This window comes from Streptomyces sp. NPDC096105, assembly GCF_044763335.1.
Taxonomy (GTDB): domain Bacteria; phylum Actinomycetota; class Actinomycetes; order Streptomycetales; family Streptomycetaceae; genus Streptomyces.
Genome location: NZ_JBIWGC010000029.1, coordinates 14,592 through 32,722 on the forward strand (window position 1 = coordinate 14,592; position 18,131 = coordinate 32,722).

Here is an 18,131-nt window from a genome sequence, read left to right on the forward strand (position 1 = left end):
ACGGGACCTCCACGGGGGTCGGCCGGCCGCGGCGTCAGCCGCGGGTGGTGAACTCCCGTATGGAGGCGATCACGTAGTCCAGCATCTCCTCCGTCAGCCCCGGGTAGACCCCGATCCAGAACGTCTGGTCGGTGATCAGGTCGCTGTTGACCAGCGGCTCGGCGATCCGGTGCGGGCGGTCGGCGTAGGCGGGGTGGCGGGTGAGGTTGCCCGCGAAGAAGCGCCGGGTGTGGATCCGGCGGGACTCCAGGAAGTCGACCAGCGCGGCCCGGCTGTAGGACGCCTCGGGCGAGACGGTGATCAGGAAGCCGAACCAGCTCGGATCGCTGTCCGGGGTGGCCTCCGGCAGCAGCAGACCCGGCAGCCCCTCCAGGCCCTCCCGCAGGTGCCGCCAGTTGCGGCGGCGGGCGGCGCCGAACTCGTCGATCCGCTGCAACTGGCTCAGTCCCAGGGCCGCCTGGAGGTCCGTCGCCTTCAGGTTGTACCCCACGTGGGAAAAGATGTACTTGTGGTCGTAGCCGTGCGGCAGCTTGCCCATCTGCTGGTCGAAGCGCTTCATGCACCGGTTGTCCTCGCCCGGCTCGCACCAGCAGTCCCGGCCCCAGTCGCGGAACGACTCCACGATCCGGGCCAGAGCCAGGTTGCTGGTCAGCACACAGCCGCCCTCGCCCATCGCGATGTGGTGCGCCGGGTAGAAACTCGTCGTCGACAGGTCGCCGAAGGAGCCGGTGCGCCGGCCCCGGTAGGTGGAGTCCACCCCGTCACAGTTGTCCTCGACGAAGAACAGGCCCCGGTCCTCGGCCAGTTGGGCGACCTCCTCGACCTGGAAGGGGTTGCCGAGCGAGTGCGCGATCATGATGGCACGGGTCCGGGGGCCGATGGCCGCGGCGATCCGCTCCGGCGTGGTGTTGTACGTGCCCAGCTCGACGTCCACGAAGACCGGGACCAGCCCGTTGTGCAGGATCGGGCTGACCGTGGTCGGGAAGCCGGCGGCCACCGTCACGACCTCGTCGCCGGGCCGCAGGCGCTGCTCCTCCAACTGCGGTGAGGTCAGCGAGCTGAGCGCCAGCAGGTTGGCGGACGACCCGGAGTTCGTCAGGTGGGCCTTGCGGGTGCCGATGAACCGGGCGAAGTCCCGCTCGAAGCGGCGGGAGGAGGGCCCGGCGGCGATCCGCAGATCCAGCGCGGCCGACACCAGCGCCATCCGGTCCTCGGCGCTGAGCACCGCACCGGAGACCTGCACGGCGCTCTCCCCGGGCACGAACGGCCCCGGAGTGCGCTCCCGGTGGTACTCACGGACGAGTTCTTCGATCCGGTCCTTGGTCTCGCCCATGGCCGTTCCTTCCCAGATGGCACCGACTGACGGAATCCCGAGCGTAGGACCGGCGCGGCATGAATTCGCCTGAGTACCGGTCGAGTTCCGACGGCTTCCGGACCCTGTTTCAAGGGGTCGGCGAGGGGCCGGCGCGGGACTGGCGCAATTTCTTCGCCGCCCGCCGGACACCCCTGACGCCGCGCCGCCGCGAATGTCACAGTGAATCCGCTCGACAACTCGCATGGAGGTACGCATGACCGAACAGCCGGAGCAGAACGCCACCGAGAGCGAGGCCAGGCTCAAGTTCCGCCAGGCCCTTGAGCGCAAGGCCAACAATGCCCGCTCCCAGCGCGCCCACCTGGAAAGCCGCCTGAAGATCAAGGGCAGCGGAGGCGGCAACAACAGCACCCGACGCTTCCGCCGTAAGTCCGGCTGACCTCTCCCGACGCAGCCGAAGGGCCGCGGCACCTCCCCTCACCGGGGGTGCCGCGGCCCTTTTTCGCGTCGTTCCCCCGCGCGATTCTCGAATACCGCCCGAGTATGACCGGAGAACGGCTCGAGCATTCCCGGCCCCATGCATGGGATCCGGCCGAGTCGCCCGCTTCCCGGGCCTTCCTCAGGACCGGCGGACCGCTTACGTCCGGCCCGTTTTCCTGAGGCGGATCTCGACCGTTTCTCGAGTGACCGTCCATAGAGTCTCGTGCGGAACGGCCACAATCCGAGGAAAGGAGGCCGTATGACCGGTACGACACGGCTCCGGCTGATGGCGGTCCACGCCCACCCGGCCGACGAATCCGGCGAAGGAGCGGCGTCCCTGGCGAAATACGCCGCCGAGGGCGCCGACGTACTCGTGGTCACCTGTACCGGAGGGGAGCGGGGGAGCATCCTCAACCCCGTGTACCCGCGCCACCGCGGCCCGGTCGACATGGGCGCGGTGCGCGCCCGCGAGATGGAACGGGCCCGGCGGATCCTCGGAGTCCGGCACCACTGGCTGGGCCACGCCGACTCCGGACCGGCCCGGCGCGGCGCACCGCTGCCCGCGGGCTGCTTCGCCCGCGCCGACCTCACGGCGGCGACCGCGGGGCTGGTGCGGCTGATCCGGCGCTTCCGCCCGCACGTCGTCACCACCCACGACCAGGAGAGCGGCCACCCGCACCCCGACCACGTCATGGCGCACCGCGTCACGACCGCGGCCTTCACCGAGGCCGGCGACCCCACGGCCCACCCGGGCACCGGACAGCCCTGGCAGCCCCTCAAGCTGTACTACGGCCACGGCTCGCACCCGGCGCGCAGCACGGCGCTGCACCTGGCCGTGCGGCGGCGCGGCAGCACCCCGCCCAGCATGCCCCCGCCCGGCGAGCCGGCCCAGCAGCCGCACCTGACGACCCGCGTCCCGTGCGCCGAGTACTTCCCGCTGCGCGACCGGGCCCTGCTCGCCCACGCCTCGCAGGTCGACCCCTACGGCGCCCGGTTCGCCGTGCCGACCTCGGTGCAGCAGGAGGTGTGGCCCACCGACGACTACACGCTGGCGCGTTCCCTGGTCCCGGCCGACCTGCCGGAGGACGACCTGTTCGCCGGCATCACCGTGACCGGCGGCACCGGCACCGCCCCCGGTCTCGCGCCGCTTCCGTCGGACGCCGCCCTGGTGGCGCCGTGAGGACGGACCCCCCGTCCACCGCCGACCGGCGCGCCTGACCCTTCCCGGCGTTCCCCGTCACCTCGGGGACACGGACGGAAACGGAGGCCGAGACCATGACCGCCGACCTGGCGGGCACCGTGGAACACCCGTCCACGAGACGGGAGTTCGCGGCCCTGTACGCGCAGGCGCAGCGCTACTACGCACACCAGATGCGGATCCTGGACGCGCCGGACACCGAAAGCTGGGCGGCCACCTTCACCGAGGACGCCGTCCTGGAACTGCCGTCCCTGCCCGGGCCCGTGCCGGCCCGGGCCCAGCTCACCCACTACGTGCGCGCCGGCGCCGCACGGCAGCGGAGGGCCGGCGGCCGCCTCGACCACTGGGTCGGCATGCTCGACGTACGGCCCCAGGCGGACGGATCGCTGCGCACCCGCTGCTCCGCCCTCGCGTACGTGACACCGGTCGGGGGCGGACCCAGGGTCCTGTACGTGTGCGTCATGGAGGACGTCCTCGTGCGCACCCACGGCACCTGGCGTACCGAGCACCGCCGGGTGACCCGGGACGACCTGGCCTGAGCAGCCTTCTGCCGCCGCGCCGCGGGGGCGGGCCGAGGGCGCTGCCAGGCCCGTGTCAGAGCTTCGTGGCCGGCCCCGGCATGCTGGGGGCGACCGCCCGCGGCACGCATCGTGACCCCGTATGCCCCGCACGACCCCAGGGAAGCACCTGTACCGAGAGCAGCCGTACGCCGAGGAGGCAGCCATGCCGGACCACGAGCCGGTACCGCACCCGGGCGAGGACGAGATCGCCTCCCGTGCCTGGGCCGAGGCGCTGGAGATGGCCCACGGGGACCGGGGCCGCGCCCCCGGCGAGCTGGTGGCCGCCGCGCTGGAGGCGCACCGCGCGCTGTCCCGGGCGCTCGGGCGGACCGTGCCGGTCACGGCGCTCGGACCGGACGGCGGCGTGCGGGGACTGGCCGCCTTCGTCGCCGTCTACGCCGCCCGGCGCGACCGGCGGACCGACCGCGCCCCTGACTCAGACCAGAGCGGTGAACGCGTCGACGACGTCGTCGAGTTCACGGCTGTGCACGGTGAGCGACTCGGCCGTGACCGCCGCCGCGTCGAGCACCGCGAGCACGGAGCGCAGGCTGTCGACACCGGCGTCCCCGGCCATCCGGAGAGTGAGCGTCGCGAGGTCGCTCCACGCATCACCCAGGCCCGGGCCTGATCCGGCACCGAAGGCGGCACCGGCCCGGTCGAGCGCGCGCACGTCGGCGAACCGAAGGCGGATGAGACCACCTGGCGGATCGCCCCACGGATCACCCTGCGGGCCGCTCCACGGACCCCCCGGCGGACGGCCCGGCGGGTCGCTCCGCGGATGGACCGGCGGGGTGCCCCGCGGTGGCCGGGGCCCGGCACCGCCGCGGTCGCTGTGCCCGGCGGTGCGGTCCGCCGTGTGCGCCGCACCGGCTTCGGCCAGGGCGCGCAGCAGGGCGAGCCGGGCCTCGGCGGACAGGAAACCGACGAGACGGCGGGCGAGCTTGCGGGCCTCGTCCCCGTCCTGGAGGGCCGCGGCGGTCAGCTCGCGGCCGAGGGCCGCCGGCGCGGGCGCCCCGCCGTGAGGGCGGCCGTCCGCCGCGGGTGCAGCCCAGGGCTGGTGGGTCACGGGCACTGCCCTCGCCTTCGTGTCGAGTGTCGTCCTGGAGTTCCGCACGACGGGCCGGGACGGGCCCCGGTGCCGCGACCACGGTGGCGGGTCCCGCCCCGCGGTGTGCCGCCTCAGGCGGCCGGGGGCGCCACCTCCATGGGGCGGTCGCGCTCCAGCTCCCGCTCGGTGCGCCGCAGCACGATCGAGTCGGCGATCTCCCCGCTGCGCACCGCGATGTTCGACAGCAGGGACGACGACAGGCCATGGCTGTGCTCGGTGCCGCCCTGGAGGTACACCCCGCAGGTCAGGTCCGAGACGGGAACGAGGCGATAGTCGCGCTCCACCCGGTGCCGGCCCGCCGCGTCACGCCGGAAGCGCCGGTCGAAGTCGCCGAGCAGACGGGCCGGGTCCAGGCCGTCGTAGCCGGTGGCGAAGACCAGCGCGTCGACGGAGAGTTCCTCCGCCCGGTCGTCGAGCAGCGAGCGCAGGACCACCCGTGTCGCGCTCCCGGCGCGCCGGACCTCGGCGACCCGGGTGAGGTTGCGGAAGTGCAGCCGCTGCTCGCCGTGCAGCTCCTCGTCGTAGGCCCGCCGGTACAGGTCGCGGATGACGTCCGCGTCGACCACCGAGTAGTTGGTGTTGCGGTGGTAGCGCCAGAACGCGTCCCGTCCCCGCTCGGTGCCGAAGTAGTAGTCGTCGACCGCGGCGGGGTCGAAGACCTGGTTGGCGAAGGGGGTGTCGTCGGCGACGGAGTAGCCGTACGACGGGACGATCGCGCTGACCTGGGCGTGCGGCAGCGCGTCGTGCAGGAACCGGGTGATCTCGGCCGCGCTCTGGCCGGCGCCGACCACCGCCACGCTCTTGAGGCCGTCCGGGTCCTGTGCGCGGAACTTCCCGAGGAACTCCGAGCTGTGCCACACCCGTTCGTCGGCCGCCACGCCGTCCGGCATGCGCGGCACCAGGCCCGTGGAGATGGCCACGTTGCGCGCGGTGACCACACTGGTGGTGCCGTCGCCGGCGCGCACCTCGACCTCCAGGAGACCGGGCGAGAGGATCCCGTCCTCGACGCGGGGCCGGATCGAGGTGACCTCGGCACCGTAGGAGACCCGGTCGGCGAGGGCGGCGGCGGCCCACTCCAGGTACTGGTGGAACTCCTGCCGGGTCGGGAAGAAGTCCTGGTTGTTCACGAACTGCACCAGCCGGTTCGAGGCGTGCAGGTACGAGATGAAGCTGAACCGGGACATCGGATTCCTGAAGGTGGCCAGGTCCTTCAGGAAGGAGATCTGCATGGTCGTCGACGGCAGCAGCATGTTCCGGTGCCAGCCGAAGCTGGGCTGCCGCTCGAAGAAATGGGACTTGACCGGGTGGTGCGGGGCGCTCGCCCTGTGTTCCTCCAAGGCGATCGCGAGCGACAGGTTGGACGGGCCGAACCCGATTCCGACCACGTCGTAGATCTCTTCGTTGCGCCTGCCAGTTATGCCCATGGAAATTCTCCCGATTGCGTCTGGAAAACTCGGCCGGTGGCCCGAGAGACCGTCCGCAGTGTTGCCTCGGGCAGCGGTCGAAGGCAACTCGAATGGCACAGGAAGGGCGATGGAGAGCCGCTTGAGTCTCTCTGGAGCCCGAAAGCGTTGTCCTGTCGACGGGACGGAGTTACGTTCGGCGCGAATATCCGAATCTCCGCGTGGCGCGGCTCGTGACGTGGGCGCCCGGAATCATCCGATCCGTCGTGCGATCAGTCATGCGGTCCCTCATGGGGCGGATCCGTCATGCCCGGAGCCGACGTCGTGCGTCGTGTCAACTGCCGAAGAGGTGAATGCGCATGTTCGTGCCCAACTTCTACCGCGAACCGAGCACTTCCTGGATGGTGGACCTGATCCGTGATAATCCGCTGGCTCTCGCGGTGGCCAACGGAAAACCGGAAGAGGGTCCTTTCGCCACCCATCTGCCGGTCATCTTCGACCCCGAGACCTCCGGCGACTGGAGCGGCGAGTTGCCCGGCGCGACGCTGCTCGGGCACATGAACCGGGCGAACCCGCACTGGGCCTCCCTGGAGACGGGCAGCGTCCTGCTGCTGACGTTCACCGGCCCGCACTCCTACGTGTCGCCCACCGTGTACGAGGTGACGCCGGCCGCACCGACGTGGAACTTCACCGCGGTGCACGTCCGGGGCGTGGTGGAGCGGATCGACTCGATGGAGGAGACGCTCGGTGTGGTCCAGTCCACCGTGCGGGCCTTCGAGGGGCAGTTCGGCGACGGCTGGGACATGACCGAGTCGCTCGACTACTTCCGCAAGATCGCGCCTGGCGTGGGGGCCTTCCGGTTCTCGGTGACCGGGGCCGACGGCATGTTCAAGCTCAGCCAGGAGCAGCCCGGCGAGGTGCGCGAGCGGGTGCGGGAGTCGTTCGGGGGGAGCGGGTGTGTGCACAAGCGCGAGACGGCCGGGCTGATGAGCCGGCTGCCGTGACGCGCGCGGAGGGTGGCGGCCGGGGGCTCAGGCGCTGATGGCCACCGGCCGGGGACGCCCCGCGAGGCCCTCGGGAGGCGCCTCGTCGTCACCGAGCTCCTCCAGGGCGGTCGCGGCGGCGCTGTCCAGGGTGGCCGTCACCCACTGCTCGAAGTCGACGCCCTGTTGCTCCGCGGCCTTGTGCCACCACTGGAGGCGGCTGCCGGGGACCTCCAGGTGCCGGCTCGGCTCGGTGGGGGTGCTCGGCCGCGGTTCGTCGCGGCGCGCTTCGCGGATCGCGCCGCGCAGCTGCTTGGTGGTCCACTGCCGCTCCTCGGTGCGGTCCAGCCAGACCTCCTGCTCCTCGACCGGCATCGAGGCCAGTTCGGCGTGGTGCTGGAAGCTCAGGGCGGGCCGGCGCCGGGTCAGGTCGAAACGGCGGGAGACCCAGGCGTAGTTGCGCAGCGTCTGGTACGAGAGGCCGACGGCGCGGATCCCGCGCTGGTAGCGGTCGGTGTAGTGGTCCTTGCCGTACACGAGCCAGTCGCCCAGCCACCAGGACGACGAGTCGACGACGTCGGCGAGCTGGCGTCCGGCGCGCTCCCACTCCGCGTAGGCCATCCCGGTCGGCATCTGGAGGCCCACCTTGGTGGTCAGCACCTGGCCCCGGCGCGGTGCGGTCCCCGCGGCGCGCGGCGGGCGGGGCGGGGGCTGAGGGAGAGCGGTTGCCGGGCCGCCTTGCGACCCCGCGGTCTGTCCGGCCTGACGCGCCATCGTGCCTCCATCAAGAGGGTGCATACAACTGGCGAGAAATCTCTCAGAGCTGTCTGGAACGGCGTCGGAGCGGCGCTCGAACGGCTGTACGGGGCATCTATGTGCGCCCGGCGATGCGCCGGCGGCCGGGGCGGCGCCAGGACCGCCCCGGCGACGGCACACGTCCGCTTCAGGGGCGGCACATGACCGCTTCAGCGACGGCACACGTCCGCTCCGGAGGGCGCCGCACACCGCTCCCGGGCCGCCGCACGACCGCTCCGAGGGGTGGCACGGAGCCGCTCCCTGGATGGCGTGCGGCCGTGCCGCCCGGTGGCCGGGCGGCGGGTCAGGCCGCCGTCCGCACCTCGCCGAGGGTCTCGGACAGGGCGGCCCGGAAACCCTCGAGGAACGTGTCCGCCTCACGGTCCGACACGGTCAGCGGCGGGGCGAGCCGGACCACGTCCGGTGCCACCGCGTTCACCAGCAGCCCCCGGTCCTCGGCCGCCCGCTGCACCCGCGCCGCGTGCGCCCCGTCGAGCACCACACCCAGCAGCAGCCCGGCGCCCCGTACTTCGCGCACCAGCGGGTGGCCCGGCGTCTGCAGGCCGCGCCGCAGCCTGCGCCCCGTGCGGGCCACATGGCCGAGGAGGTCCGTCCGTTCGATGGTGTCCAGTACGGCGAGGGCCGCCGCGCACACCACGGGGTTGCCGCTGAAGGTGGAGCCGTGCGCGCCGGGCGTGAGCAGCGTGGCCGCCGCGCCGAAGGCGAGCGTCGCACCGATGGGCAGACCGCCGCCCAGTCCCTTGGCGAGGGTGACCACGTCGGCCTCGACGGCTTCCGCCTCCGCGGCGAACCAGCGGCCGGTGCGCCCCACGCCGGTCTGGATCTCGTCCAGGACGAGGAGCGTGCCGGTCGCCGCGGTGATCTCGCGGGCCGCCCGCAGATAGCCGGGCGGGGGCACCACCACGCCGTTCTCCCCCTGGAGGGGCTCCAGCACCAGCAGCGCGGTGCGCGGGGTGACGGCGGCGCGCAGCGCCTCCACGTCCCCGTACGGCACGTGGCTGACGTCGCCCGGCAAGGGCTCGAAGGGGCGTTGCTTGGCGGGCTGGCCGGTCAGGGCCAGGGCGCCCAGGGTACGGCCGTGGAAGCCGCCGGCGGCCGCCACCATGTGGGTGCGGCCGGTGAGCCTGCCGATCTTGAACGCCGCCTCGACCGCCTCCGCACCGGAGTTGGAGAAGAAGACCCGTCCCGGGCGCCCGGCCAGCCGCAGCAACCGCTCGGCCAGCCGCACGGTCGGTTCGGCGATGAACAGGTTCGACACGTGCCCCAGTGACGCGACCTGCTCGGACACGGCCCGGACGACGTCGGGGTGCGCGTGGCCGAGAGCGTTGACGGCGATACCGCCGACGAAGTCGAGGTACGCGTTGCCCTCCGCGTCCCACACGCGGGTGCCGCGACCCCGCACCAGGGGCAGCCGCGGGGTGCCGAAGTTGTCCATCATGACGTGCTGCCAGCGGCGGGTCAGTGCCGCGTTGCCCGCCCCGGCGGCGTCAGCGCCCGCACCCGGGCCCGCACCCGCGCCGTCGCCCGCACCCGTGTCCACGCCGCCGCTCATGCCGTCGCCCCCTCGGCCCCGGCGTCGTCGTCCGGCACGACCACGGTGCCGGTGCTCTCGTCGGAGAACAACGGCAGCAGCAGCGAGTGCTGGACCCGCCCGTCGACGATGCGGGCACTGCGCACCCCGTTGTTCACGGCGTGGAGGCACCCCTCCATCTTGGGGATCATGCCGGAGGCCAGCCCCGGCAGCAGCGCCGCCAGCTCGCCGGCGGTGAGCCGGGGGATCACCTCGTCGCTGTGCGGCCAGTCGCGGTACAGCCCCTGGACGTCGGTCAGGATCAGCAGCATCTCCGCGCCGAGCGCGGCGGCGACGGCCGCGGCGGCGGTGTCGGCGTTCACGTTGAACACCCCGCCCTCGGCGGCGTCCTTGTCGTCCTCGGGCCGGGCGATGGAGGAGATGACGGGGATGCGGCCCCGGTCGATGAGGTCCCGCACGATCCCGATGTCGACCCGGGCGACGTCGCCGACCCGGCCGATGTCCACGGGCGCGCCGTCCTTGTGCGCGTAGCGCTTGACGGCGGTCATCAGACGGGCGTCCTCACCGGTCAGGCCGACCGCGTGCGCGCCGTGCACGTTGAGCAGCCCGACGAGTTCCCGCTGCACCCGCCCGGCGAGCACCATACGGACGACGTCCATGGTCTCGTCGGTGGTGACCCGCAGGCCGCTCTCGAAGCGGGACTCCAGGCCCAGGCGCTCCAGCTCCGCGCTGATCTGCGGCCCGCCGCCGTGCACCACGACCGGGTGCAGGCCCGCGTGACGCAGGTGCAGCACGTCCATCGCGAAGGCCGCCTTCAGGTCGCTGTCGACCATGGCGTTGCCGCCGAACTTGATGACGACGGTCTTGCCGCGGTGGCGCGCCACGAACGGCAGCGCCCCGAGGAGGGCGTGCACCGGCTGCGCGGGCGGGGAAGCGCTCATGAGGAGTACTCGCTGTTCTCGCGGATGTAGCCGGCGGTGAGGTCGTTGGTCCGGATGACGGCGGAGTCCGCACCGGCGGCGAGGTCCACGGTGATGCGGACCGCGCGGCCGGTCATGTCGACCAGCGCCCGGTCCTCGCCGACGCCGCCGTTCTTGCAGACCCACACGCCGTTGATGGCGACGCTCAGCCGGTCCGGGTCGAAGGCGGCCGAGGTGGTGCCGACGGCGGACAGGACACGGCCCCAGTTGGGGTCCTCGCCGTGCACGGCGCACTTGAGGAGGTTGCTGCGGGCCACGGCGCGGCCCGCCTCGACGGCGTCGTCCTCGCTCGCGGCGCCCACGACCTCGACGTCGATCTCCTTGCTCGCGCCCTCGGCGTCGCCGACGAGCTGCGCGGCCAGGTCGGCGCACACGCTCCGCACGGCCTCCGCGAACGCCTCGTACTCCGGGGTGGTGCCACAGGCGCCGGAGGCCAGCAGCAGCACGGTGTCGTTGGTGGACATGCAGCCGTCGGAGTCGACCCGGTCGAAGGTGACCCGGGTGGCGTCCCGCAGCGCCCGGTCGAGCACCCCGCACTCCACGTCGGCGTCGGTGGTGAGGACGACCAGCATGGTCGCCAGGCCCGGGGCGAGCATCCCGGCACCCTTGGCCATGCCGCCGACCGTCCAGCCCTCCCGGGCGACCGAGGCCGTCTTGGGCACGGTGTCGGTGGTCATGACGGCCTCGGCCGCGTCCTCGCCGCCGGACACCGACAGCCGGAGCACGGCCTCGTCGACGCCGGGCAGCAGCCGGTCCAGGGGCAGCGGCACCCCGATGAGGCCGGTGGAGCAGACCGCCACGTCGGTGGCGTCCAGGCCGAGGCGCCCGGCGGTCCGCTCGGCGGTGTCGCACGTGTCCTGGTAACCCTGCGCTCCCGTGCAGGCGTTGGCGCCGCCGGAGTTGAGGACGACGGCGCTCAGCGATCCGTCCGCGAGGACCTGCCGTGACCACTGGACCGGCGCGGCCTGCACCCGGTTGGCGGTGAACACGCCCGCCGCCGCGCGGCGCGGCCCGGTGTTGACGACGAGCGCCACGTCCAGGGCGCCGCTCTGCTTGATGCCGGCGGCGACACCCGCCGCCGTGAAACCTCGTGCTGCGGTGACGCTCACGGTGCGACTCCGATCGTGGTCAACCCCAGCTCTTCGGGCAGGCCGAGGGCGGCGTTCATGCTCTGGACGGCTCCGCCCGCGGTGCCCTTGGTGAGGTTGTCGAGGGCGCTGATCGCGATGATCCGGCCGGCCGCCGCGTCGAGGGCGACCTGGATCTGGACGGCGTTCGACCCGTACACGGCCGCCGTGCCGGGCCACTGCCCTTCGGGCAGCAGGCGTACGAACGGCTCGTCGGCCAGCGCCTTCGCGTAGGCGGCCCGTACGTCGTCCGCGCCGACCCCGGCACGCGCCGGGGCGGAGCAGGTGGCGAGGATGCCGCGGGGCATCGGGGCCAGCGTCGGGGTGAAGGAGACGGTGACCGGGCGGCCCGCCACGGCGCCGAGGTGCTGCGTCATCTCCGGTGTGTGCCGGTGACCGCCCCCCACGCCGTACGGCCGCATGGAACCCATGACCTCGCTGCCCAGCAGGTCCGCCCTGGGCGCCTTGCCCGCGCCGGACGTGCCGGACGCGGCGACGACCACCGCCTCGGGTTCCGCCAGCCCCGCCGCGTACGCGGGGAAGAGGGCCAGCAGCACCGCGGTCGGGTAGCAGCCCGGTACCGCCACGCGCCGGGTGCCCGCCAACGCGGCGCGGGCGCCCGGCAGTTCGGGCAGGCCGTAGGGCCAGGTGCCCGCGTGCCCGGTGCCGTAGAACGTCTCCCAGTCGGCCGCGTCCGCCAGGCGGAAGTCCGCGCCGCAGTCGACGACGAGGGTGTCCTCGCCCAGTTGCTCCGCGACGGCCGCCGACCGGCCGTGCGGCAGGGCCAGGAAGACCACGTCGTGACCGGAGAGGGCGTCGGCGGTGGTGGGCAGCACCTCCCGCCCGGCCAGCGGGGCCAGGTGCGGCTGGAGCGCGCCGAGCCGCAGGCCCGCGCTGGACCGGCCGGTCAGCGCCCCGATCTCCACGCCGGGATGGGCCAGCAGCAGACGCAGAAGCTCACCTCCCGCGTAGCCGCTCGCTCCGGCGACGGCTGCTCGCACGGTCATAAACCCTCCTGAGGAACAGGCATCTCGTTCTCACACGTCGTGGGGGTGCCGTCACGGCGTCAGCCGGACGTCGTGCCGCAGAACTCGGCGTTCAGGGTGGGCAGGAGCTGGGAGACCTCCCAGTCGCCGTTGTAGTTGAACGTCAACTGGTGGCGGCCGTCCTCGGTGGTGGCGACGAAGGTGAGGGAGCCGACCGTGCCGCCGTCGTGGTACCAGAGGGCCTTGCCGCAGCCCATCTCCAGCCGCTCGATGCCGAGTCCGTAGGACGAGATCGGCAGATCCGGGTTGACGACGGTCGTCTTCAGCTCCGCGAGCTGGCGCGGCGGCAGCAGCGTGCCGCGCATCAGCGCCCGGTAGAAGCGGTTGAGGTCGCCCGTGCTGGAGATGATGTCGCCGTCGCCCCAGACCTGGGACCCGTGGAACGCGGTGACGTCGTCGATCCGGTCCGGCCGGGTGTCGAAGAAGAGCTTCGAGTAGCCACGGCCGCTCGGCCGGGGCGGGACGGTGGCCGCACCGGGATGGGAGGTCGCCCTCAGTCCCAGCGGTTCGACGATGCGCGAGCGCACCTCCTCCTCGTACGAGGTGCCCGCCTTGTCGACGATCAGCGCGGCCAGGAGGTCGTTGGTGTGGGAGAAGGCGTGCCGGGCGCCGGGCGGGAACAGCGGCGGGCGGGCGAAGGCCACGTCCAGGCGCTGCCCCGGGGTCAGGGGGTCGTAGCGGTGCTTCAGGAAGCCGTCGCCCAGGACGTACTTCTGGTAGTAGGCCGGCTCGGTGAGGTAGTCGAACAGGCCGCTGGTGTGGTTGAGGAGCTGGCGCACGGTGATCGTGCGGCCGTCGTTCCCGTTGCCCGCGACCACGCCGGGCAGGTGCTGCTCGACGGTGTCGTCGAGGGAGAGCTTCCCCTCCGCATCCATCTGCAGCAGGACCGTCGCCACGAAGGTGTTGGTGATGCTGCCGACGCGGAACCGGTCGGCGGCGCCGCGCTTTGCGCCCGTGCGCAGGTCGCCCACGCCCACCGCCGTCCGCCAGACCCCGTCGGCGTCGCGCGCCTCGGTGGTGACGCCGGGGACACCGGCCCGGACGGCCGCCTCGATCGCTTCCCGGGTCGCCTCGTGGCCGGCCGCCGGCGCCGCGTCCGGCGCCGCGTGGGCGGGGCCCGTCAGCGCCGCGGCCGTGAGCAGGGCCGCCGCCAGGGCGACCAGTCCGGTCCTCGGTCTCATCCGTGTCGTCATGTTCCCGCTCCCCGTTGATGTGACTGATCATTGGTCGGCCGACGCCGAAAACTCGTGGTGCTCGTGCGTTCCGTTCGCGGCACCGTAGGCCGCCCGTGTCGGGCCGGGCTGGACGTCCGCTCGGGCGCCCGCCGTGCCCTGCGAGGCGATGCCGGGCGCCCTTGTGCGACCGGCCCTGACCGGCCGACGGCCCTTTTCCCCGCATGCCGGGCGGCGCACGCCGTGCGGGCCGCGAGGGCCGGTCCGCGGGGCCGCCCGCTCGGCCCGGACGTCCCGGACGTCCACGGGAGCGGGGGGCCGGGCCGCACGCCCTCGTCCCGTGCCGGCCGGTGCTCAGGTGCACCGGGCCGTGTCCGCCGCGTCGAGGGCCGCGGTCGCGTCCCGTTCGATCTGCCGCAGCAGCGGCCCGGGATCGTCCTGGAAGTAGAAGTGACCGCCGTCGAAGACTCGCAGGCCCAGGAAGCGTTCGGTGTGCGCCGCCCAGCCTGCCATCCGCGGCGGCGGGGCGGAACGGTCCTCGCGGGCCGCGTACGCCGACAGCGCCACGGGCAGCGCAGCGGCGCCGGCCGCCGGCCGCCAGGTGTCCACGAGGCGCAGGTCGGTCCGGATGATCGGGTCGAACACGGCCCACAGCTCCGGGTCGGCGAAGATCTCGTCGGGCGTGCCGCCGAGCCACTTCAGGCGCGCGCGCAGCTCGTCGTCGGACGGTTCGCGGTACGCCTTCGCCGGCCGCGCCGGGTCCGGCGGGGTGCGCGCGGACACACCGAGCCACACCGGCGGCGGCAGGCCCCGGTCGACGATCCGCCGGGTCATCTCGTACGTCACCAGGGCGCCCATGCTGTGCCCGAACAGGGCGTAGGGACCGGTCAGTCGGGGCTCGACGGCGCGCAGCAGGTGTTCGGCGAGCGCGCCGGCGTCAGGGATCCGCGGCTGGTCGAGCAGAAGGCCGTGGCCCGGGGCGTCGAGCAGCCGCACGTCCCAGGAGCCGGGCAGTGCGGCCGGCCAGGTGCGGTACAGCAGGTGCGAACCCCCCGCGTGGTGCATCACGAACAGGCGCAGGGCGGGCCGGGGGCTGTCCATCGCTCTCCCTCGGATCGGGCCACGCCTCCTCGCGCCGTACGGGCGGGGCGTGGCCGTCGGGGTCCGGGCACCGGGCGGCGCGCGGGGCGGTACTCGGGGCGGTCCGGCGGCGGCGCGGCGCGGACCAGGGCGGTGGACGCCCGCCGCCTCCAGCGGATGCCGAGCGGATCTCGAACGCACGGTGGGAAGGTGGGAGGGTCCGCGACCGGCGAGGCGGGACGCCCCACCGTACGACGCCGTGCCGTGCGACGCCGTGCCGTGCCGTACGACGCCGTGCCGTACGACGCGATGCCCACGGGCCGCCCCGACCGCGGGCGGGGCCCGACGGAGTGGTCCGCCGGTGCGGGCGACGCGCCGCATGCTGGCACAGCGGCCCGGCGAAGTACAGGCGATCCGGGCCGGTGCGGACCCGGTCCTGCGGGCGGTCCGCCGCCCTTGAAGCGCCGATGGCCGAGTCCTTACGGTGACGTGGCAACGCCGGGGCCGCCCCCGATGCCAGATGTCCCGTCGACCGGACAGCCGAGCGTCCCGTCGACCGGACGCGCCGACCGGCGACCCCCCAGCCCGGTGCCGTCGCGCACCGGCCGGGCGACACCCATCGCGAGTCACACCATGACGCTTAAGGACGGTGCCCAGGTGAGCACGAACCCCTTCGACGACGAGACCGGCCGCTTCCACGTCGTGGTCAACGACGAGGAGCAGCACTCCCTGTGGCCGGCGTTCGCCGAGGTGCCCGCCGGCTGGCGGGTGGTCTTCGGCGAGGCGGCCAGGTCCGAGTGCCTGGAGTACGTCGAGCAGAACTGGACCGACCTGCGCCCCAGGAGCCTGCGGGAGGCCATGGCGGGGGACTGAGCGCCGCGGCGCCGGCCCGGACGTTCGAGGCAAGCACTCTGAGTGGGGAGATGAAGGTTGTGAGGGGCGCTGTGAAAACCGCGAGCGCGAGGCCTGCGGCGGGCGGCGGTGAGCCCGCGCAGCGCGACGTGGTCCTGTCCTTCGTGGGATCCCAGGCCACGGTGCGCAAGTCGGGAATGATCCTCCCGGAGAACCTGCCGGAGCGGTCCTGGGAGCGCATCGGCAGCAATCTGCGCGAGCTGGTGAACTCCTCGGCGTGGTGGCTCGCCGACTGGCTGATCTACGGGGAGACCACCTACGGCTGGCGGCGGTACAAGGAGGCGATCGAGCGCACCGGGCTCGACTACCAGACCCTGCGCAACTACGCGTGGGTCGCCCGGCGGTTCGAGCACCACCGCAGGCGCGACAGCCTCAGCTTCGCCCACCACGCCGAGGTGACCCGCCTGTCGCCGCCCGAGCAGGACTACTGGCTGCGCAAGGCCGAACAGCAGAAGTGGTCGCGCAACGAACTGCGCCGGGCGGTCCGCGCCGGCCTCGCCGTGCAGAGCGGCACGGCCGAGGCCGCCCCCGCGGGCGGCGCCGGGCAGCAGGAGGTGACCCGGCTGGCCGAGTCGGCGGCGGAGAAGCGCCGCAAGACGGCCACCACGCTCACCATCGAGCTGTCCGCGGACCAGTTGGACCACTGCGCGAAGGCCGCCGCCGCGTACGGCCTGCCCGTCGACCAGTGGGTGGCCCGGATGCTCGAGACCGCCGTCCTGCCCGCCGCCCGGCGGCGCACCGCCTGACGGCGGCCCCGGCCGGCGCCCCCGCCGTGGCGGCCCCCTCCCCGGACACCTCCTACCTCGGAGTCAGTTGATGATCCTTCAGGGAAAACGGGTGGCCCTGCCCCCCGTGCCCGTCGTCCACCGGCAGTTCGAGGCGCACGCGGCGGCCACCCCCGACGCGGTCGCCGTCGTCCACGCCGGCCGGCGGGTGACGTACGCGGAACTGGACGCGCGGGCCAATCGCTTCGCGCGCTTCCTCGTCGCCCGCGGGCACGGCCGGGGCGCCAGGGTCGGCGTCTGCCTCGACTACTCGCCCGACCTGCTCGTCGCCATCCTCGGCACGCTGAAGGCGGGCGCCGCCTACGTGCCGTTCGACCCGGCCTACCCGGCGGCCCGGCTGCGACTGCTGCTGGGCCAGGTGCCCGGCCTCGCCCTGATCGTGACCTCCCCGGCGACCGCCGAGATGGTCGAGTCGGCGGACGTGGAGACCGTCGACCTCGAACGGCTCGCCGGCCACCTGGCGGACCTGCCGGCCACCGCGCCCGACGCCGACGTCACCGGCGACGACGTGTGTTACGCCGTCTTCACGTCCGGGTCGACCGGGACGCCGAAACTGACCGCGGTGCGGCACGAGGGCTGGTTCAACCTGATGAACTGGCTGAAGCTGGAGTACGGCCTGCACAGCGGCTCGCACCACCTGGTCGTCAGCGCCTTCGGTTTCGACCTCTCCCAGCGCGCCCTGATGACACCGCTGTTCTGCGGCGCCACCCAGTACCTCCTGGCCAGCCGCAATTTCGACGCCATGATGGCCTACCGGGTCCTGACCGAGCACGACATCCGCGTGGTGCACTGCGCCTCCAGCACCCTGTACGTGCTGGTGGACTGGGAGACCGCACGCGGCGGCGACGCCCTCACCCGGCTCGACTACGTCCTCTTCGGCGGTGAGGCGCTCAAGGCCGAGCGGCTCACCGACTGGGCCCGGCGCGAGGGCAACAGCTGCACCCTCCTGCACCAGTACGGCGTCGCCGAGTGCACGGACGTCGCGACCTCCTACGACCTCGCCGGCCACGACCCCGGCCGGCCGGACGCCCCGCCGGTCGGCAGGCCCGCCTACAACACCGACATCCACCTCGTCGACGAGGACCTGCGCCACGTCGCCCCGGGCGAGCAGGGCGAGATCTGCATCGCCGGTGCCGGCGTCGGCGCGGGCTACCTCAACGCCGGCCCCGAGAACCGCAGGTTCACCACCGTCGAGGCCGGCGGCGAGCAGGTCCGCGTCTACCGCACCGGCGACCGCGGGCACGTCACCGACGCCGGCGACCTCGTCGTCCTCGGCCGGATCGACGCCCAGGTGAAGGTGCGCGGCATGCGCATCGACCCCACCGACGTCGAGCGCGCCCTCGCCCGGCTGGACGGCGTCCGGGAGGCCGCGGTGGTCGTCACGTACACCGACGCCGCCGAGGCCGAGCTGACCGCGTTCCTCGTCCCGGCCGGAGGCGACCTCGCCGAGGACGACGTGCGCGCCCGTCTGCTGCGGGACCTGCCGCGCACCATGGTCCCCGCCCGCTTCCTGAACATCGCGCGGCTCCCCCTCAGCCCGCACGGCAAGGTCGACCGCGCCGCCCTCGCCGCCGCCCGCGTCGAGCGGTACGCCGGCAGCGGCACCTCCTAGCGGGCGAACAGCGATGACAACCGAGA

At 73.5% G+C, this 18,131-nt stretch carries 17 protein-coding genes; 8 read left to right on the forward strand and 9 right to left on the reverse strand.

The window, feature by feature from the left end:
• Positions 1–34: 34 nt before the first annotated feature.
• Positions 35–1,333 carry a lipopolysaccharide biosynthesis protein RfbH gene (rfbH, locus tag ACIQ8B_RS30435; protein ID WP_290010040.1) on the reverse strand — a complete coding sequence of 433 codons (1,299 nt, stop codon included), beginning with the start codon at positions 1,331–1,333 and terminating at the stop codon, positions 35–37.
• Positions 1,334–1,568: 235 nt separating this feature from the next.
• On the opposite strand from rfbH, the gene ACIQ8B_RS30440 reads away from it, so the two are divergent.
• The 4 genes from ACIQ8B_RS30440 to ACIQ8B_RS30455 all read left to right on the forward strand — a co-directional run bounded on the left by ACIQ8B_RS30440 (position 1,569) and on the right by ACIQ8B_RS30455 (position 4,178).
• Positions 1,569–1,751 (forward strand): DUF5302 domain-containing protein, encoded by a 183-nt coding sequence (locus ACIQ8B_RS30440; protein ID WP_290010042.1) that lies wholly within the window; start codon positions 1,569–1,571, stop codon positions 1,749–1,751.
• Between the two features lie 300 nt (positions 1,752–2,051).
• Positions 2,052–2,972, forward strand: a complete 921-nt coding sequence (gene mca, locus ACIQ8B_RS30445) for a mycothiol conjugate amidase Mca (protein ID WP_403551263.1) — start codon at positions 2,052–2,054, stop codon at positions 2,970–2,972.
• Between the two features lie 95 nt (positions 2,973–3,067).
• Entirely contained in the window at positions 3,068–3,529 is a 462-nt protein-coding gene (locus ACIQ8B_RS30450; RefSeq protein ID WP_290010046.1) for a nuclear transport factor 2 family protein, read from the forward strand.
• Positions 3,530–3,713: 184 nt separating this feature from the next.
• Complete coding sequence (locus tag ACIQ8B_RS30455) at positions 3,714–4,178, forward strand: hypothetical protein (protein ID WP_403551265.1); 465 nt, start codon at positions 3,714–3,716, stop codon at positions 4,176–4,178.
• Between the two features lie 551 nt (positions 4,179–4,729).
• Here ACIQ8B_RS30455 and ACIQ8B_RS30460 read toward each other — a convergent pair.
• On the reverse strand, positions 4,730–6,082 hold the full coding sequence (locus ACIQ8B_RS30460; RefSeq protein ID WP_403551267.1) for a lysine N(6)-hydroxylase/L-ornithine N(5)-oxygenase family protein: 1,353 nt from the start codon (positions 6,080–6,082) through the stop codon (positions 4,730–4,732).
• 338 nt (positions 6,083–6,420) lie between these two features.
• Between ACIQ8B_RS30460 and ACIQ8B_RS30465 the strand changes: the two genes are divergently transcribed.
• Complete coding sequence (locus tag ACIQ8B_RS30465; protein ID WP_403551269.1) at positions 6,421–7,065, forward strand: FMN-binding negative transcriptional regulator; 645 nt, start codon at positions 6,421–6,423, stop codon at positions 7,063–7,065.
• Positions 7,066–7,092: 27 nt separating this feature from the next.
• On the opposite strand, the gene ACIQ8B_RS30470 is transcribed toward ACIQ8B_RS30465, so the two are convergent.
• The 7 genes from ACIQ8B_RS30470 to ACIQ8B_RS30500 form a co-directional block, all read right to left on the reverse strand.
• Positions 7,093–7,842 carry an LmbU family transcriptional regulator gene (locus ACIQ8B_RS30470; protein ID WP_403551271.1) on the reverse strand — a complete coding sequence of 250 codons (750 nt, stop codon included), beginning with the start codon at positions 7,840–7,842 and terminating at the stop codon, positions 7,093–7,095.
• Positions 7,843–8,143: 301 nt separating this feature from the next.
• Complete coding sequence (locus ACIQ8B_RS30475; protein WP_290010054.1) at positions 8,144–9,412, reverse strand: acetylornithine transaminase; 1,269 nt, start codon at positions 9,410–9,412, stop codon at positions 8,144–8,146.
• The gene (argB, locus tag ACIQ8B_RS30480) at positions 9,409–10,332 is read right to left on the reverse strand and encodes an acetylglutamate kinase (protein WP_403551273.1); all 924 of its coding nucleotides are present in this window, start codon (positions 10,330–10,332) and stop codon (positions 9,409–9,411) included. Before argB ends, ACIQ8B_RS30475 begins: the two co-directional genes overlap by 4 nt.
• Positions 10,329–11,480, reverse strand: a complete 1,152-nt coding sequence (gene argJ, locus ACIQ8B_RS30485) for a bifunctional glutamate N-acetyltransferase/amino-acid acetyltransferase ArgJ (protein ID WP_403551275.1) — start codon at positions 11,478–11,480, stop codon at positions 10,329–10,331. Before argJ ends, argB begins: the two co-directional genes overlap by 4 nt.
• On the reverse strand, positions 11,477–12,505 hold the full coding sequence (gene argC, locus ACIQ8B_RS30490) for an N-acetyl-gamma-glutamyl-phosphate reductase (protein ID WP_403551277.1): 1,029 nt from the start codon (positions 12,503–12,505) through the stop codon (positions 11,477–11,479). Before argC ends, argJ begins: the two co-directional genes overlap by 4 nt.
• Before the next feature lie 59 nt (positions 12,506–12,564).
• A complete protein-coding gene (locus tag ACIQ8B_RS30495) occupies positions 12,565–13,725 on the reverse strand; it encodes a serine hydrolase domain-containing protein (protein ID WP_403551279.1) in 1,161 nt (386 codons plus the stop codon).
• A 345-nt stretch (positions 13,726–14,070) separates the two neighbouring features.
• The gene (locus ACIQ8B_RS30500) at positions 14,071–14,817 is read right to left on the reverse strand and encodes a thioesterase II family protein (RefSeq protein WP_403551281.1); all 747 of its coding nucleotides are present in this window, start codon (positions 14,815–14,817) and stop codon (positions 14,071–14,073) included.
• Between the two features lie 636 nt (positions 14,818–15,453).
• Between ACIQ8B_RS30500 and ACIQ8B_RS30505 the strand changes: the two genes are divergently transcribed.
• The 3 genes from ACIQ8B_RS30505 (at position 15,454) to ACIQ8B_RS30515 (ending at position 18,105) form a co-directional block, all read left to right on the forward strand.
• Positions 15,454–15,669 (forward strand): MbtH family protein, encoded by a 216-nt coding sequence (locus ACIQ8B_RS30505; protein WP_190005725.1) that lies wholly within the window; start codon positions 15,454–15,456, stop codon positions 15,667–15,669.
• Positions 15,670–15,740: 71 nt separating this feature from the next.
• Positions 15,741–16,454 carry an LmbU family transcriptional regulator gene (locus ACIQ8B_RS30510; RefSeq protein WP_403551283.1) on the forward strand — a complete coding sequence of 238 codons (714 nt, stop codon included), beginning with the start codon at positions 15,741–15,743 and terminating at the stop codon, positions 16,452–16,454.
• 91 nt (positions 16,455–16,545) lie between these two features.
• Entirely contained in the window at positions 16,546–18,105 is a 1,560-nt protein-coding gene (locus ACIQ8B_RS30515; RefSeq protein WP_403551285.1) for an amino acid adenylation domain-containing protein, read from the forward strand.
• Positions 18,106–18,131 lie beyond the last annotated feature (26 nt).